The following is a 17127-nucleotide window of genomic DNA, read 5'->3' on the forward strand; positions in this document are numbered from 1 at the left end:
GTATTTCTTTGCTTCAACCGGGCAACACTTGTGCTATTTTTTCACGAACCCAACTATGAGCGCTGTGACCATGATTACGTTCATGCCACACCATGCCCACCGGAAATCCTGCCAATTCAACAGGAGGCGAAACCACTTTGAGATCAGTGCGATCCGCAATCAGGCGTTGTGGTACCAATGCGACAAGTTGTGATCTGGCCACAATATCCGGTACGAACAAAAATGATGCAGCAGACAGCACCACATTGCGGGTATAGCCCTGCTTTTGCAGCGCCTTATCGACCAAAGTTAAAAAATGACCGCTATTAAGCGACACAATCACATGCTCCAGCTGGACATAGTCTTCAAGAGTCATGCTGTTACTGATAACAGGATGGTTACTGCATCCAATCAGCCGATAGACTTCATCGTACAAATGCCTGCCACGTAAGGTCTGTGGAGCATCCTCCGGCGTCATCAGGGCAAGATCCACATCGCCAGTTGCCATTTGTTGTTCCAGCCGTGAAGGCTCCAAGTTTCGTATGGCGATTTTAATTCCGGGAGATTGCTGTCGCAGTTGTTGAATAATAGATAAACCAAATACCGCCTGAAGGTAGTCCGTACAGGCGATAGTGACGACCAAACTGACCTGAGCAGGATCGAAATGCTGGTGGGCAACCAGCGTAGCGCGCACCTGTTCCAGCGCCTGACGCAATGGTGACAATAACTCCAGTGCCTTGGCTGTCGGGATCATCCCGCGATGAACCGGAATCAACAAAGGATCGTTAAACATATTGCGTAACCGGTTTAACTGGGTACTTACCGCTGGTTGACTTAAATGCAGGCGCGCCGCAGTTCTGGTGACATTTTGTTCTTCAAGCAATGTCTCCAGGGTAACCAGCAAATTAAGATCAAGCCGTTTAGTATCCATATTATTAATACTAAATCATAAAATAATTGATTTCATTAATAGCTTGCTATTGCCCACACTACCCATTGTATCGATTGTTTCCCGAACCACACTAGCAACAGGATGACTCAAATGACAAAGACTGTATTAATTGTTTACGCACACCCTGAACCCACTTCATTAACCCGTCAATTTGTTATCGAGACGATAGCAACACTGGAACAGCAAGGCCACACTGTGCTGCAGTCAGACCTCTACGGCATGAACTGGAAAGCCACTTTTGACCAACATGACTTCCCTGATCGGGTCGACAACGACCGGCTGTCTTTCGTTCAAGAATCGGGGCATGCCTATAGCTCCGGTCAGCAAACCCGGGACGTCATAGCAGAACAGCAAAAGCTGCTCGCCGCCGATGCCGTGATATTCCATTTCCCGCTGTGGTGGTTTGGCATGCCGGCGATTCTCAAAGGCTGGGTAGATCGTGTTTTTGCCTATGGATTTGCCTACGGATACAAAGGACAAGGCAATCGCTACCGTTATGGAGAAGGCATGCTCAAAGGCAAGCGGGCCTTGCTATCAGTGATGGCAGGAGGGCCGGCAGAAGAATATTCCGCTCGCGGTATTAACGGTCCCTTGGAAGAACTTCTGTTCCCCATCACACATGGTATGCTTTTCTTTCCCGGCATGGATGCACTGCCAACCCATGCCGTATATGGCACCGGCCAGCTATCCAAAACCATAGTCGAAAAGGAAATTGCCGCCTGGCAGCGACGCCTCAAACATCTATTCGACGAAAAACCGATCCCCTTCCGGCATCAAAATGGCGGTGACTATCAGCAGAATATCCTGGCAAAGCATATAGCGGCAGATAAGGAAGGGATAACCGCCCATATCGACAACTAACCGCTTATCTCCCCGGTTCAGGCAGGCCAGTAGCACAACAAATCCACATCCTTCCAGCCGTTGTTTTCTCGGCGCCCATGCCTCGAATACTGATCTGCTGATCTGCTGATCTGAACAGAGATTTTATTCACTGCAACGGGAAGGGAAGAAAGCCAAGCAAAGCTTGGCAAGGAAGTCTGCAATTTTTGTTAAAATCGATAGAAAAACAAATGTCTGCAGGGTGCAATTTGTGGTCGTAGACTATTTTTAAATGGCTCCTAAAAGCAGACACCCAATACTTTTGTGTAAGATCTAAAAAGAGCTATGTAGCAAAAGCAAATTAGCCACTAGTTGACGATCTAGTTCAGGGTGGAAAGCGGTCATCGACAAGTTATGCTCTTTTAGATAATTAAACTGCACTTGAAAATAGACTATTTGGGCCCGGTTTCAGGCCCTTTACGGTCATTAGCAGGCAGTATCATTTTAAAGGATAGTTACAGTAGGAGCACTGACAAGCCGATCAACAATTCTCTGTATCGATGGCCTATCTACGCATGAACTTGAGGACTGACATGCCATGCAAAGCGCCCCCAATCGAACATTTAAACAAATCAACCCAGTCAAAAAAACAGCTGTCACAGGGGGTTGTAAATAGTTTTAATTCTTCTTATATTCAATAAAGTAGTCAACGAAGGAGTAGTTGTAAGTGAATACAGTGGAGGTTACTTATCGCGTATTTATGGCTTTTTTAATAGTGTTTTTATTGAATTCAGCCAGTCTTGTCCATGCAAAACCAGAGAATAAGACGAAACTAAATTTACTCGTTGACAGGGACTATCAACCAGACTTTTTTTCAGGAAGTTGGCTAGTTTCAACTGAAACGGAAAAAATTGAAGCGCTTATATGGTCAAACGAATACGGTAGAATCGTCGGTTATTTATTCTCACACAAAACAGGTTTTCTCTATGAAATGCTGATAGAACCTCAGCGATTACGAGGTAAGCATTTTTTCATTTTTTCTCGAAAAGAAAAATTTTTCCCTGCTCATGGTTCGTCAAGTTATAAAGATATCGACCGATATTTTAGTGGTTATATTGTTGATAAAAACAGTTTCAGACTTGAGGCAAAAGATTCGCAACAGATATTTTTTACAGATGAGCTGGGAAGCAACAATGACGGACAGTTAGTGTTCTCCCGAGTAAAAGTTTCAGATGAGTTTGTTTTACAATTGAATGGATACCAAAATTTAAATAGTAACTTTACTCATAAATTAATCGCTCCATTAGCAATAGCTCGCTCCGAAAACCCTCAATTCCTTGTGGCTAAAACAGTAGAAAAAATTGTTCGAGAGAATATTCATATAAGGAAAAGTAGTCCATACGACACCATAAAAACAAGACCGATTTCTGAAATTACTTTGTCGCAAGTTAAAGATAACAGCCAAGAATGTAAAGCATTTAGTCGTGAAAATGGAAAGGTTCTATTTACTAGATTAGCGAGCAGAAAGGATAAGAAAAGGTTTTATTTTGCTGTAGAGGGTGAAGGCGTGTTTTTTTATTATCAAGGAGGAGGGAGCAGTAGAGTTGATATGGGAGAAAGTCTAGCTTCTCAAGATCCAAAAACCGCCGTGTTTTTATGTGACAATCCTACTTCCATTAATAGTAATAACTCGCCTAGTATATGCCCCCTTTGTTTTTACCCTGCTGGGCGTTACCTGGATCAGGTCTATCGCGGAAATATGAGAGCTGATAGCAGTCGATATATGTCACCTCATCTTCAAAGAAAATCCGATGCTCACGCTACTGTTCTAAATGCAATTGCAGGAGGAAAGAGGTTAAATTTGATTGAGGAGATGGTAGGGTTTTATATGTTAAATTACGCGAATAGCGCACAACAATGCTTTAAACTTGGGGCATTCAAAGTAAATAAAAGCGTGAATATGACTGGCTACAAGATAACTGATGGACTCGGTTCGGAGGTAACTCGTGTGGACCCTTATCAGGTTAGTGATACGTATAAGCTTAACCAAGAATTTAAGGAAGCGTGTTCTGATATTTGTTTCAAACACGGAACATTAATAGTTGAGGCTCAATCTGCCTCTTTATTTGAAAGAAAAGATAATCTCAAAAAAGAAAAACAGGCAGTTCTTGAGGTATTTAGCAGTCTTGAAAAATTCATGAACGATTATGACTGTAATAGTGATGTTCGAAAGAAGTTCGAACATAATTTAATAAAGCAATATAACTTTTATAACAGCCAATAGCATTTATATTTTCAAATGCGGGTCTCCGTTAGCTTTGCCTCAGATATAAGTAACGCCTAAAGCAGCGGTCGTAGTGTAGGCGCGAAGTGCCGAAACGAAGGTCCAGCCCCGTAGGATCGAAGCTGGCTTTACTTGTTAGGCATTTTTCATTGCGTCTATAGCTTTAAGATACTGCTGCTTCTCAAACACAAAACCTTCGAAAGCCGAATAATCCCAGTCATCGTCTCTATGAGGTTGCTCGAACTCAGACCAAATAACCTTATTACCCTGTAAGCTGATTTTACAAAGCAACGGCCAGCAACCTACAGTACCGCACTCACAACCGAGTAGTGCTGTTTTGTTTTCTTCATCCCCCCAATCTGCCTTATCTTTACCAAGATAATATTTTTCGAGTGAAGATAATACCTCAATGGCATGGTAGCCCCCTGCAAGGTCCGGATGTCCTTCCTTTGTTGCCATTGGCATCTCATAAGCTTTCATAATTTTTGCCAACGGTTTGTCATCGATAAGGATATTAACCAGTGAAGATTCACAACCGGAATCATATTTATGCTTCTTTATGACCTTGAATGTAATCCTGTTCATACTTATGCCTAACGAGGCTGTAGAAAAAGTCGTTTCTGACCATCTATAGCATTGCCTTTGTTTCAATTTGCAATGCTCATAACCTTGCCTTGAGCAATGATATTTTGCAAAGTTTTTTGCGTCTTGTTTTGATTTTTATGATGTTGGCTTTTATCTGGTTGGGGAGTTTTACAGCAAGGCGCTAATGGCGTTGTTAGCTCGCTCAGCAAACGATTATAGGATTTTATAGTTCTAATTTAATTGAGGGGCACAATTGAGTCGGCTAAACGTCCGCGTTGTATAATTCAGCCAATTCTACCAAATGATCGTGACCGTCTCTTGTTCGCTCACGTTGTGTAAAAACTCGGTATATTATCGCCAAACCCTGTCCTAGCTGATACCCAACCTACTGAATGAGTTAATTATCCATTATTAGCGTTAGTACTGAATTCTAGTTTTGTAGTAGTAAGGTGAGTCGATTATGATAAACATGACGTTTTAATGCGGTTTTATAACATGAATTGATGCTAAATTTGCCTTTATCTCCTTATGGCTTCCATCAATCCAGTTGTTCCCATTATGCTCATCATTCTTTTTAAATTGTATGCCAACACATGAAGACTTGTTTCCGTACTTACATTTTTAATGCGTCTCGCTAGATATTGAATTGCCCCCATCCACATCTTAATCGTGTCAAATGGATGCTCCACAGTTTGCTTTCGGGTAACGATAACATGTGACGCCTTTTTCAGTCGTTCATGCATACTATCAATCACATTTTCATGTACCCAACGCTTCATTTTTTTTGTTTCTTTCTTAGAGCGTGTGCACTGACTTCGCATGCTGCAGTCGCGACAAGCGATATTCCGGCAAAGATTATGGCGCTACCGCATGACACAAAGCATGAGCCGCCGAGGTAATTGCTGGGATAATGCCCCAATGGAGCGACTGTTCAGAAGCTTAAAGTCTGAGTGGGTGCCGGTAACCGGTTATATGAGCAAAGCAGAAGCACAGCGTGATATCAGTTTTTACCTGATGGATTATTACAACTGGAGCAGGCCGCATCAGTTCAACAATGGTGTGCCACCGGCAAAAGCTGAGGATCTATCTAATTTACTGTCCGGAATTAGTTGACCACTACAGTTACAATGTAACTTTAAATAGAGTTGAGAATATTTTTTTCACCGGTTTACTCCTATGTATCAATAATTGGAAGTTAAGGCAGTACCGCTACCCTAACTTTTAGGTGCCTTTACGAGCTAAAGACTCTCACAATAACTGCTTTCTTTTTTACATAAAAAATCTGTCTTACAAAAAATGTAAAGTGAACGGATGAATAGAAATCATTAAAGATAAAAATCCCACTCACCATTATCACGCTAGTAATAATGGCAGTGGGAGAAAATGCGGTATTGAAACCGCCACGCTAGTAAAGGGAGAAGTGCATACTTAACGTAAAAAGTCTGACTCAATATTTGGCTATAAATTCCTTTCTAAAATAATAATTTACATAAAACTTACACCAGTATTAGTGTTCCGCGACCGGCCCCTTGGCTGGCGCGGGTTTACGCATAAAAATCATCAGTGGCACTGCGCAGAGATACAGCACTCCCAAAATTAAAAACAAATCGTTAAACGACAGCACCCGAGCTTGTGCCATCACCCGTTGCGCCATTTGTTTAATCGCCGCAGCGGCAGGATCGTTAACCATACCGGTTAATTGCATTTGCGATTGATACAGCTGCTGCACCACCACATCGCGAGTGGTATCAATAGCATGAATAAGCTGGGTCCAGTGATAATCGAAGCGAACATCGCGAATGGTATCCATGGTCGCCAGCCCTACGGCTCCACCCAGGTTACGCATGACATTAAACAATCCTGCGGCATTGCTGATTTCGTGGGCTGGCAAGGTGCCCATCGCCAGCCGGGTCGCCGTTAAAATACACATTAACAAACCAATTCCGCGCACAATTTGCGGCCAGAAAAATTCGTCGTAGCCAGCCTCTGTTGTCAGGGTTGAATTCATAATGGCGCCCAATCCCACCAGGAACAGTCCAAAGGTCAGCATATAGCGTACATCGACTTTATCCGACAAACGCCCCACCACCGGCGCGGTAAAGAACATGGTGGCGCCGGTAATAAACATGATCTCGCCAATCTGCAAACTGTTAAACATACGCACAGTGCCAAAATACATTGGCATCAAATACACCAGTCCATACAGGGCGATACCAATAATAAAGCCGAGAATAGTCCCCAGAGCAAAATTGCGATCTTTAAACACCTTCAAATCAACAATAGGGAAGTCCACCGTTAATGCCCGCCAGAAAAAGGCCACGGCGCTGCAGGCACTTAATAATGAGAACCAGATAATCTCGCTGCTGGCAAACCAGTCTTCGCCCGGACCTTCTTCCAGCACAAATTCCAGTGGGCCCAAGAACAGCGCCAGAAACAACAAGCCGGTAAAGTCGATTTTTTTGAACAGGCTGAAATCCGGCTCGTCAATATGCAGGTTAAACCACACCACCACACTGGCGATGATCCCCGGGATCACATTCATCAAAAACAGCCAGTGCCAGCTGGTTGTCTGGGTAATAAAACCGCCTAGCGTTGGTCCGATAGAGGGAGCCGTGGTGGCAATCATACCGATAATGGCCTGAATCAGCCCCATCATACGGGGTGGAAACAAACGGAATCCCAGCGCATAGGCAATAGGTATCATCGCCCCACCGACAAACCCCTGAATAGCCCGCAGCACGATAAGCTGATCAATGGTTTGTGCCATCGCACAACCAACGCTGGCCAGGGTAAAAGCCGAACAACTCAACACAAATGTCAGGCGAGTCGATAACCAGCGAGTAAGCATGCCCGATAGCGGGATCATAATCACTTCAGCAATCAGATAAGCCGTTTGCACCCAGGATATTTCATCCGGGGTAGCTGATACACCGGCCTGAATTTCATTTAACGAACTGGCGACAATCTGGATATCCAGGATCGCCATAAACATACCTACCATCGCCGCAATAAAGCCGATGCGATGCGATATCGGCGGCAGATCGTTTTTATCGGTCATTGCTGCAATTCCGGCTTAGTGTGCGGCAAACGCAGTAGTATCAGTAGCCGGTTTATCCAGATAAGACACTTGCTGACTAAAACTCTGGGTATCCACTGATGGCACCACCGATAGACCCGGACGCAATAAAGGTAAGGCATTGCTGGGGCCGGTGACTCGAATTCGTACCGGCACACGCTGAACAATTTTATTAAAATTACCGGTTGCGTTGTCCGCCGGCAACAGACTGAATTCAGTGCCGGTTGACGGTGCCAAGGATTCCACTACACCGGTAAAGGATATATCCGGCTGGGCATCCACACTCAAACTGACTGACTGGCCAATCGTCATATGCGCAATCTGGGTTTCTTTATAATTGGCAATTACATAAATATTAGGCAGTGGCACCAGATACAATAAGGTCATAGTCGGTTGGGCGGAACTGCCCACGCGGGCGCCCAAATTACCGATAATGCCGTCACTGGGTGCCACGATAGAAGTCTTGGCCAACTGATTTTGTGCGTATTCCAGTTCGGATTGCACCACTGCAATTTGTGCATCGGCACTGCTGCGTTTGGCTTCCAGTACTTTAAGCATTTGGGTAGCAGCCGCTTTTGCCGCTTCTGCCTGGGCTACTTTGGCCTTGGCCACATCTACCGCAGCTTCGGCATTCTGGAGTTGTTGCTTGGAATCAAACGACTGGCTTTCCAGTACTTTAAAGCGCTTTAATTCCAGTTCTGAACGGTGCAGTTCAGCACGCGCTGCATCAATATTGGCACTGGCTTCATCCAATTTTTTATCCTGTAACAGAAACTGTGCATCGGCATCATCCAGCGCCGCACGACTTACCGCCAGTTGGGCGTTAGCCTGCATGACTTTGGCATGATAATCACCTGCATCTATCTGGACTAACAACTGGCCTTTTTGCACTCGCTGATTTTCCTGTACAGCTACCGTTTCGATGCGACCGGAGATTTCCGGACGTATCGCCACGGTATCCGCTTTAATGTAGGCATTATCGGTTTCTTCGGTGAAACGACCATGCTGGTACCACTCCAGACCAGCACGTGCGGCAAAAAACAGCAGAATTACAACAATAATGCCGATAACGGCTTTTTTAATGACTGATTTCATGGATAGGTTCCGAACAAGGATATAGCAATCTGACAAGGTGTAATGTATATTACACTACACTTTATTTCAAGTGCCAATAATAAATAAACAGCCTCTAACATTTTTGGTAACATCATGAAATCAAATGATAGGTAGTAAATATTAATGAGTGACGACAATATTCCATTGGCAAGTTGTGATCCGGATTACACGCCGCGCGAGAAAGGCCTGTTAAGACGGGACAAGATATTGGATGCTGCCACTGAAATTTTCTGCCAGAACGGATTTGAAGCAGCCAGCTTACAGGAAATAATGTCCATTGCTGGTGGCTCACTTGCCACTTTGTACCGTTTGTTTGGAAATAAGGAGGGGTTATTTCAGGCAGTTATTGAACGCACTTCTGGCCAGATGATCGAAAAACTGTCAGTACCATGTATTGAAGCCAAAGACCCGGAACAGGTGCTGACCAGTATGGGTATGAGTTTTCTGGATTTACTTACCTCACCCAAAGTTGGTGCTATTCACCGTTTATTAATTTCCGAATCTGCACGGTATCCTCAACTGCGTGAAATCTTTTTAAAAACGGCCCCGGAGCGCAATATGCGATTTGTTGCTGACTATCTGCAAAGTTTGGTAGATAAAAACTACCTGCAGCTGGATGATTGTTACATTGGTGCTCAGCAGCTCATGAGCATGTTTAAGGGTAACTACCATATGCGCTGCGTATTCGGCGATGAGGTCAAATTAACCAACGTAGAGAAGCAAAACTTTGTTAGCCGCGCGGTTAAATTATTCTTGAATGGTTGTGCAGTTAATCGAACGGAATGATTATCGTGGCCCTTCAGCCAAATTAGTCATTTGAAACACACCGAAACTTTAATTTTTAAATACTCTGCCCACTAACAAACTGGCACCCTTATCTGAACGCAATTCCACATGGGGTAATCGGTAATTCGCCCTGTACCTGAAAAAGGAAACCACACCTATCTGCTAACCAGGCCAGAAAGGTGTGGGACACAAAGGGTCTTAATGAGAGGTGGTTTGACTGACTTTAATGGTTTCAATCATTGAAGGGCGTGCCGGTTGCTCAGGATCCAATAGATAGTCCAATTGCACCAATAAGCCACTTTGCTTTTGAGCTACACCACCTACAATCCGAGGTTTATAGATCCACTGCTTTAGCGCTGCAATAGAGTTCTTATCAAAGGTGTTCTCTGGTTGTGATTTAACAATCTCAATATTACTGGTGCTGCCATCGGCTTCAATATCAAAGCGCAAAACCACAGAGCCATTTAACTTTTGCTCGATAGCTTCAGGCGGATACAAAGGTTCAATGCGTTTTACTGGCATTGCAGCTATTAATCCCTCAACCTTTTGCTGACTAAAATCATTGCTAGCAAGCGTTACGCTAGCAAAAATGGCAGCGAAAAGACCCAATACAGCGGCAGTAAGTAGGGGACGCTTCTCAGTTTTACGTTGTATTAATTGTATACGTTTGAACATAGTGGTTTTCTCTCCATAGGGTGAATAAACAGGTAATACATGTAGCGTGTGCTCGGCGCACTGCACTAGGGTTTTGCTGTACAACACTTTTTCCTGTTGTGATGCATTTTCCAGTACGACTGCATCACAGGCGGTTTCCTGATTACGTTTAAATGAACGGTAGGCCAGCCAGCTCAGCGGATTAAACCAGAACAGGGCAAGCAATGTGACGGCTAGCAAATTGAACCAGTTATCTTTGCGTTGATAGTGCACCAGCTCGTGCTGAATCATCATATGTTGCTGTTGCGGGCTGTATTGGCTGAAAAAATCCTGTGGCAAAAATAACACTGGCCGCCACAAACCACTTAATAATGGGCCGCCTATCTGCTCACACAGACGCACTTCTATTTGTTTGGGTATCTCAATGGGCAAATGCCTGATCAGGCGGAATTCTGCTGTTGCCTTGTTTAAGCCGCGTTGGGCATAAATACCTATCACGGCAATTAAACATGCGCCAACACCCCAAACAGCATGCCAACCAATACTCAACGAGTTAATTTCTTTGCCAGCCGCCATGCTGACCACATATTGGGGAATATAGCTCTGATTAACCGGCAAAATGTCTGTTGGCAAGTTATTGACCAGTAAAATTAACGGCACCATTAGCCATAAAGCATATAACTGTGAAGGCGATAAGGTCTGCCGTGATGAGCGCTCTATAATTACCAACACCAGCAAAACCATACTCAATGCCAGTTGTTGTGAGATAACCCAGCTAGCCATTGTCTTTCTCCCATTTTTCAATCAATGCTTTTAACTCATTAATATCCTGGCGGGATAAGGCATCATCATTGGCGAACCCGGCGACCAGGGGGGCTACACGACCTTCGAACAAGCGTGAAATCAAACTTTTGCTTTCGTTAACCACATAAGATTCACGCTCAATAAGTGGCGAGTACCAGTAACGTCTATCCTTACTCTCAAACTTAATTGCCTGTTTTTTTACCAAACGGCTAAGTAAGGTTTTAACCGTTTTATCATGCCAATCTTTTTGTTTATTCAGACGTTCGATAATGTCGTTTGCGGATGCAGGATAGCCTTCCCACAACGCATTAAGCACATCAAATTCCGCCCGGCTAATTTCTGTCATAAGTACATTCCTTAATGATTACAAACGTAGTCAACATAGATAGATTACACCTGTAATCGAAATATGCAAATTATTATGTGCAATATTTTTTCAGCAATTTAAATCCGGCGGAGTTTGTTACTGGTAAAGATCAACAATAAACAGCGGTAGTGATCGGCCAGGGATACTACCCGATGGCTGCTCACCAATATGCACGGCTCCCATCGAACAATAGAACTCGGCTGCATTAGGATCGCTCTGGATAGTCAGGGTCTTCAATCCGAGTGAAATCGCGACCTGTTTTGTGTTCAGGAAAAGCTGGCGTCCCACGCCACAGCCGATGCTTTCAGGAGCCACAAACAAGGCTTCCAGATCGCCCTCGGTTGCAGAAACAGCTACCAGTCGGCAATAACCGACCAGCCTGTTGCCGACTTGCGCGACAAAATGGTGTTCGTTCGGGTTTTGCAATGAATCTTCACTGATGCACAGCTCGTCGACACAGCGTTGCATAAAATCAGTCGAATAGCCCCAATACGCTTTTGATCGCAGTACCAGCGTCGTTAGCATTTGCGCTTCGTCGACTCTGGGTTGACGTATATGAATATTTACATCCATGCATTAAACCTGAGTTATTGGGTTGGACAGTCACCAAATAATGGCGGTATAACTAGGGCGTGTTGCTCTAAATTAAAATAATAAGGATAAGCACCATGAAAATCTTGTTCAATATCATTATTTTATTTCTCAGCCCGGTTATTTTGGCTGCTCCTGCACTGGAAGAACTGTCCATTAAGCAAGCGCAACAGTTATTTAAATCCGGCGATCTCACCAGCCAGCAACTAGTCAGTTTTTATCTGGACCGAATTGATTCCCTTGATCAAAATGGCGTACGACTTAATTCAGTGGTGCAGCTTAACGATAATGCACTGGCGCAAGCCAAACAACTGGATAAAGAAAGGCAAAATAATATTGTTCGAGGTCCATTACATGGCATTCCGGTATTGCTCAAGGACAACATTGATACTGCGGACGGCATGGCTAATACGGCAGGTTCACTAGCGTTAAAAAATAATTACCCGGCTGAGGATGCCTTTGTTGTTAAACAGTTACGCAAGGCCGGGGCGATTATTCTGGGTAAAACCAATTTAAGTGAGTGGGCCAATTTCCGCTCCAGTCATTCATCCAGCGGCTGGAGTGGTTTATATGGGCAAACCAAAAATCCTTATGATCCGACCCGCAGTCCCTGTGGTTCCAGTTCCGGTTCCGGTGTTGCGGTGGCGGCTAACCTGACGCTGTTGGCAGTAGGTACAGAAACCGATGGCTCGGTCACTTGTCCTTCATCGTTAAACGGTATTGTGGGAATCAAGCCTAGCCTGGGAACAGTGAGCCGCAGCGGTATTATTCCCATCGCCCACAGCCAGGATACCGCCGGCCCGATGGCCCGAACGGTTGAAGATGCGGTTTATCTGCTGGCCAGTATGGTCGGGGTTGATTCTAAGGATAAACAAGCACAAAAGATTGATGTCGATTTTACCAGCCATTTAAAACTGGATGGCTTAAAAGGCAAACGGATTGGTATTGTTCGCCAGTTAATGGGTTATCAACCGGATGTAGACGATCTTTTCGAGCAGGCTGTAGAAGTATTGAAACAGCAAGGTGCCATCATAGTGGATGAGGTTAAACTCGGCGATAGCAGCGAATGGGGCGCGGCAGAGTATGAAGTGTTGTTATACGAATTCAAAACCGATTTAAACCAGTATTTATCCACCACAGCCGAGAATTTACCCAAATCATTACAGGCGTTGATCGATTTTAATAATCAACATCAACAGCAGGAAATGCCTTTCTTCCGACAGGAAATTTTCCTGCAGGCACAGGATAAAGGCCCGTTAAGCGACAAGTTATACAAAGATTCGCTGGCTAAAGCCAAAAGGCTGACCGGTTCACAAGGCATTGATGCGGCACTACAAAAGCACGATCTGGATTTACTGATTGCGCCCAGTAATCAGCCCGCCTGGAAAACCGACTGGATCAATGGCGATCACTATACCGGCGCGGCTTCATCGCCTGCAGCCATTTCCGGTTATCCGCATGTTACGGTGCCAATGGGACAAGTGCATGGTTTACCTGTGGGGTTATCATTTTTTGCCGGGATGCTGTCGGAAGGAACCTTGATAGAAGCAGCTTACGGATTTGAGCAAGCCACTCAACATCGCAAGCCACCAGAACTGTAATCAAACATTAACCGACTGCCGTTGAGCGCGGCAGTCCGGTGTTTAGATCAATTCATCCTCGTCAATCTCGATACCCATCTGCTGCATAATTTTGCGCGCTTCGAGCGGAATGCGATGCTCATTGTCTTTGCGCAAATCATCGTCATTAGGTAACGGCTGATCGGTAAAGGCGTGCAAAAAGGCTTCACACAGTAGCTCTGAATTGGTCGCATGACGTAAATTATTAACTTGCCGACGGGTACGTTCGTCAGTCAGGACTTTCAATACTTTGAGTGGAATAGAAACAGTGACTTTTTTTACCAGTTCACTTTTTTTACCGTGCTCTGCATAGGGATGAATATAATTGCCATTCCATTTAGCCATATCGGGTCTACTCTCGATTATTAATAAATAACTGCGCTGGTATATAGCCAAACAAGCTATATCCACAATTATTAAATTATTATTATTCTGCCACGAAATTCTAACGGTTAGTCACTTAGATGTCTAAACATCTTGACGGCTTGGTCTTCTTTCTTTACATTTGGACGTCTAAACGTCCAAACAGGGTTTAACATGTCAAAACTCAACAGTCAGACAGTAGCGGTACGCAGCGGAATTGAAACCGATCCGGTTTATGGTGCTGTGGTTCCTCCTATTTATATGACCAGCAACTTTGCCTTTGAAGACTTTCGCGAGCCTGGGCAATTTGACTATGCTCGCTCGGGTAACCCGAACACCAAACTGCTTGAAAAAACCCTGGCAGATATGGAGCAAGGCGCAGGCGCAATCGTCACCAACTGCGGACTGGCCGCCATTACCTTGTTAATGCAGCTACTGGAGCAAGGCGATACCTTGGTGGTACCGCATGACAGCTATGGTGGCAGCTTACGTTTGTTTAAGGCGCTGGCCAATAAAGGTCATTTTATTCTAAAAGTGGTAGATCAAACCAATCCTGCCGAGCTGGAACAAGCGCTGGCAGCGAAACCGGCAATGATCTGGCTGGAAACCCCCAGTAACCCGTTATTGCGTCTGGTGGATATTGAAGCCATTTGCAACGTTGCCAAACAGCAAGGTACTAAAGTAACGGTGGATAACACCTTTTTGTCACCTATATTGCAACAGCCGCTGACCCTGGGAGCTGACTTTGTGGTGCATTCCTGCACCAAATATATCAATGGCCATAGCGATGCATTAGGTGGTGTAGTGGTATGTGCCGATGCCGAGGTCGCCGAGCATCTAGGCTGGTGGGCCAATTGCCTGGGATTAACCGACTGCTCTGCATTAAATAACTATATGATCCTGCGCGGTATTCGCACGTTATCGGCCAGAATGGCGGTGCATCAGCAAAACGCGCAACAACTGGTTGATGCGCTTGTTGCCCACCCGGCAGTGGCGAAAGTTTATTATCCCGGCCTGACCGATCATCCCGGACACAGCATCGCCAAAAAGCAGCAAAAAGGCTTTGGTGGCATGCTCAGCTTTGAACTAAAGGGTGGCGTTGATGAAGTGGCAACCTTGCTCAACAATATCAGCCTGTTTTCCATTGCCGAATCACTGGGAGGCACAGAGAGCCTAATTTGCTATCCGTCAACCATGACGCACAGGGCAATGGATGAGCAATCCCAAAGAACCGCAGGGATCAGCAACACCCTGCTCAGAATTTCTGCCGGTGTAGAATATGGTGATGATCTGGTCACCGATTTACTCAACGCTTTAAACAAAATTAAGGAAGCCTAAATGGTGTCTTACGCACGGGGTATCGATGCCCTGAACCAGTCATTATCGCAGTTAAAAGACATCAATGTGTCGTTTGAGTTTTTCCCGCCGAATAGCGAGCAGATGGAACAGACACTGTGGAAATCGGTAGAACGTCTGGCACCATTAAAACCGGCCTACATGTCGGTGACTTATGGTGCCAATAGTGGTGAACGGGACAGGACTCACGAAGTCGTCAAGCGGATCCAAACCCAGACCGGTATCAGTGCCGCACCGCATTTGACCTGTGTTGACGCCACGCGTGATGAGCTGAAAGAGATTGCCCAAGATTACTGGGATAACGGTATTCGCCGTATTGTCGCATTACGCGGAGATTTACCTGCGGGAATGGATAAAACCGAAATGTATGCCAGCGATTTGGTCGGATTGCTCAAAGACGTGGCGGATTTTGATATTGCGGTAGCCGCTTATCCTGAAGTACATCCCGATGCCCCCAATAGCCAGTTTGATCTGCTCAACCTCAAGCGTAAGGCCGAGGCTGGCGCTAACCAGGCCATTACCCAGTTTTTCTTTGACGCAGAAGTGTTTCTACGTTTCCGGGATCGCGCTGCAGCAGCAGGAATTGATGTGGATATCGTGCCCGGTATTTTGCCGGTTACCAATTATAAAACCCTGGTGCGATTTGCCGGTATGACCAATGTTCACGTGCCTGACTGGCTGCATAAAATGTATAACGGGCTGGCAGACGATGATCAAACCACCCGCAATTTGCTAGGTGCCAGCATCTCGATGGATATGGTCAAAATTCTGGCTAAAGAAGGGGTACGTGATTTCCATTTTTACACCCTGAATCGCAGCGAATTAAGTTATGCTATTTGCCATATGTTAGGCTTACGCTCAGAATAATCTCGCCGGTAACGTATTACCGGCCGTTTGGCTGGAGTACATAATTTGAGTGACAACAAAATCGTTAAGTGGTGGCGGCAGCAAAGTCCGCAACTGATGTCGTTTGCCAAAGCCTTTATACGAGGTTGCAAAGATGATCGCATAACGGTATCGGCTGGTCATCTCGCTTACGTTTCCCTGCTGTCGCTGGTGCCTTTTATTATGGTGTTTTTCACTATATTGCAGGCTTTTCCGGCCTTTTCCGAAGTTCGCGGCGAGATGGAATCCTTTATCTTCAGCAATTTTGTGCCACACGCTGGTGGTGTAGTACAAAAATACGTGAATCAATTTGCCGGTAATGCGTCACAGATGGGCGCAGTGGGTATTTTGTCACTGGTGGTGGTGGCGTTATTGCTAATATCCAATGTGGATAAAACCCTCAATCATATCTGGCGCACCCCTAGCGTACGACGTCCTATTTTTACTTTCGCCATATACTGGATGGTACTAACTCTAGGGCCTATGTTAATGGGAACAGGTATTGCCATCAGTTCCTATCTAGTGGGGCTGGCGAGTTTTGCCGATGGCTATACGTCAGACATTACCACGTTCTCGCTGAAACTAGTGCCTTACGTCACGTCGATTGGGGCCTTTTTTATTCTGTATATGGTAGTACCCAATAAACGGGTTAACGCCAAACATGCTTTTAGTGGTGCGGTGGTGGCAGCTATGCTGTTCGAGCTATCCAAAAAAGGTTTTGCATTTTATATAAGCAGTTTTCCTTCGTATCAGGTTATCTATGGCGCCATGGCCAGCATCCCTATTCTTTTTCTATGGATTTACCTGAGCTGGATTGTAGTACTGGTCGGGGCTGAATTTACCGTTCAGGTCGAAAAGTTTTCTGATACCGATTAATACCAATCCGTATAA

At 45.0% G+C, this 17127-nt stretch carries 15 protein-coding genes and 2 pseudogenes; 8 read left to right on the forward strand and 9 right to left on the reverse strand.

The features are described from left to right. Positions 1 to 13: 13 nt before the first annotated feature. Entirely contained in the window at positions 14 to 910 is an 897-nt protein-coding gene (locus V1467_RS18060) for a LysR family transcriptional regulator (RefSeq protein WP_416306372.1), read from the reverse strand. Positions 911 to 1021: 111 nt separating this feature from the next. On the opposite strand from V1467_RS18060, the gene V1467_RS18065 reads away from it, so the two are divergent. Next, positions 1022 to 1792 carry an NAD(P)H-dependent oxidoreductase gene (locus V1467_RS18065; protein WP_416306373.1) on the forward strand — a complete coding sequence of 257 codons (771 nt, stop codon included), beginning with the start codon at positions 1022 to 1024 and terminating at the stop codon, positions 1790 to 1792. Between the two features lie 685 nt (positions 1793 to 2477). Beyond that, positions 2478 to 4034, forward strand: a complete 1557-nt coding sequence (locus V1467_RS18070) for a hypothetical protein (RefSeq protein ID WP_416306374.1) — start codon at positions 2478 to 2480, stop codon at positions 4032 to 4034. Positions 4035 to 4169: 135 nt separating this feature from the next. Here the strand turns inward: V1467_RS18070 and V1467_RS18075 are convergent, their stop codons facing one another. Beyond that, positions 4170 to 4619: a hypothetical protein gene (locus V1467_RS18075; RefSeq protein WP_416306375.1), complete on the reverse strand. Its 450-nt coding sequence runs from the start codon at positions 4617 to 4619 to the stop codon at positions 4170 to 4172. 518 nt (positions 4620 to 5137) lie between these two features. Continuing rightward, a pseudogene (locus tag V1467_RS18080) lies at positions 5138 to 5464 on the reverse strand (transposase); the annotation flags it as partial. Here V1467_RS18080 and V1467_RS18085 point away from each other — a divergent pair. After that, positions 5463 to 5732 (forward strand): annotated as a pseudogene (locus V1467_RS18085) (integrase core domain-containing protein); the annotation flags it as partial. The pseudogenes V1467_RS18080 and V1467_RS18085 sit on opposite strands and share 2 nt — an antisense overlap. A 394-nt stretch (positions 5733 to 6126) precedes the next feature. Here the strand turns inward: V1467_RS18085 and V1467_RS18090 are convergent. Together V1467_RS18090 and V1467_RS18095 are read right to left on the reverse strand one after the other, a co-directional pair. Further along, positions 6127 to 7677 carry a DHA2 family efflux MFS transporter permease subunit gene (locus V1467_RS18090; RefSeq protein ID WP_416306376.1) on the reverse strand — a complete coding sequence of 517 codons (1551 nt, stop codon included), beginning with the start codon at positions 7675 to 7677 and terminating at the stop codon, positions 6127 to 6129. 15 nt (positions 7678 to 7692) lie between these two features. Then, positions 7693 to 8790: an HlyD family secretion protein gene (locus V1467_RS18095; protein WP_416306377.1), complete on the reverse strand. Its 1098-nt coding sequence runs from the start codon at positions 8788 to 8790 to the stop codon at positions 7693 to 7695. A 144-nt stretch (positions 8791 to 8934) separates the two neighbouring features. On the opposite strand from V1467_RS18095, the gene V1467_RS18100 reads away from it, so the two are divergent. Next, positions 8935 to 9597, forward strand: a complete 663-nt coding sequence (locus tag V1467_RS18100; protein WP_416306378.1) for a TetR/AcrR family transcriptional regulator — start codon at positions 8935 to 8937, stop codon at positions 9595 to 9597. Between the two features lie 198 nt (positions 9598 to 9795). On the opposite strand, the gene V1467_RS18105 is transcribed toward V1467_RS18100, so the two are convergent. The 3 genes from V1467_RS18105 to V1467_RS18115 all read right to left on the reverse strand — a co-directional run bounded on the left by V1467_RS18105 (position 9796) and on the right by V1467_RS18115 (position 11995). Further along, the gene (locus tag V1467_RS18105) at positions 9796 to 11034 is read right to left on the reverse strand and encodes a M56 family metallopeptidase (RefSeq protein ID WP_416306379.1); all 1239 of its coding nucleotides are present in this window, start codon (positions 11032 to 11034) and stop codon (positions 9796 to 9798) included. Next, positions 11027 to 11401, reverse strand: coding sequence for a BlaI/MecI/CopY family transcriptional regulator (locus V1467_RS18110; RefSeq protein WP_416306380.1), 375 nt, complete (start codon positions 11399 to 11401; stop codon positions 11027 to 11029). Before V1467_RS18110 ends, V1467_RS18105 begins: the two co-directional genes overlap by 8 nt. A 117-nt stretch (positions 11402 to 11518) precedes the next feature. Next, positions 11519 to 11995 (reverse strand): GNAT family N-acetyltransferase, encoded by a 477-nt coding sequence (locus V1467_RS18115; RefSeq protein ID WP_416306381.1) that lies wholly within the window; start codon positions 11993 to 11995, stop codon positions 11519 to 11521. Between the two features lie 95 nt (positions 11996 to 12090). Here V1467_RS18115 and V1467_RS18120 point away from each other — a divergent pair, with 95 nt between their 5' ends. Next, positions 12091 to 13614 (forward strand): amidase, encoded by a 1524-nt coding sequence (locus V1467_RS18120; RefSeq protein WP_416306382.1) that lies wholly within the window; start codon positions 12091 to 12093, stop codon positions 13612 to 13614. 42 nt (positions 13615 to 13656) lie between these two features. Here the strand turns inward: V1467_RS18120 and metJ are convergent, their stop codons facing one another. Then, positions 13657 to 13977 (reverse strand): met regulon transcriptional regulator MetJ, encoded by a 321-nt coding sequence (gene metJ / locus V1467_RS18125; RefSeq protein ID WP_416306383.1) that lies wholly within the window; start codon positions 13975 to 13977, stop codon positions 13657 to 13659. A 192-nt stretch (positions 13978 to 14169) separates the two neighbouring features. Here metJ and metB point away from each other — a divergent pair, with 192 nt between their 5' ends. Genes metB through V1467_RS18140 form a run of 3 tightly spaced genes read left to right on the forward strand, consistent with a single transcriptional unit; the run spans position 14170 to position 17112 of the window. Continuing rightward, entirely contained in the window at positions 14170 to 15333 is a 1164-nt protein-coding gene (gene metB / locus V1467_RS18130) for a cystathionine gamma-synthase (protein ID WP_416306384.1), read from the forward strand. After that, positions 15334 to 16218 (forward strand): methylenetetrahydrofolate reductase, encoded by an 885-nt coding sequence (gene metF, locus V1467_RS18135; RefSeq protein ID WP_416306385.1) that lies wholly within the window; start codon positions 15334 to 15336, stop codon positions 16216 to 16218. A 45-nt stretch (positions 16219 to 16263) separates the two neighbouring features. Next, entirely contained in the window at positions 16264 to 17112 is an 849-nt protein-coding gene (locus V1467_RS18140; protein ID WP_416306386.1) for a virulence factor BrkB family protein, read from the forward strand. Positions 17113 to 17127 lie beyond the last annotated feature (15 nt).

The sequence above is a fragment of the Neptunicella plasticusilytica genome, assembly GCF_047922965.1.
GTDB lineage: Bacteria > Pseudomonadota > Gammaproteobacteria > Enterobacterales > Alteromonadaceae > Neptunicella > Neptunicella plasticusilytica.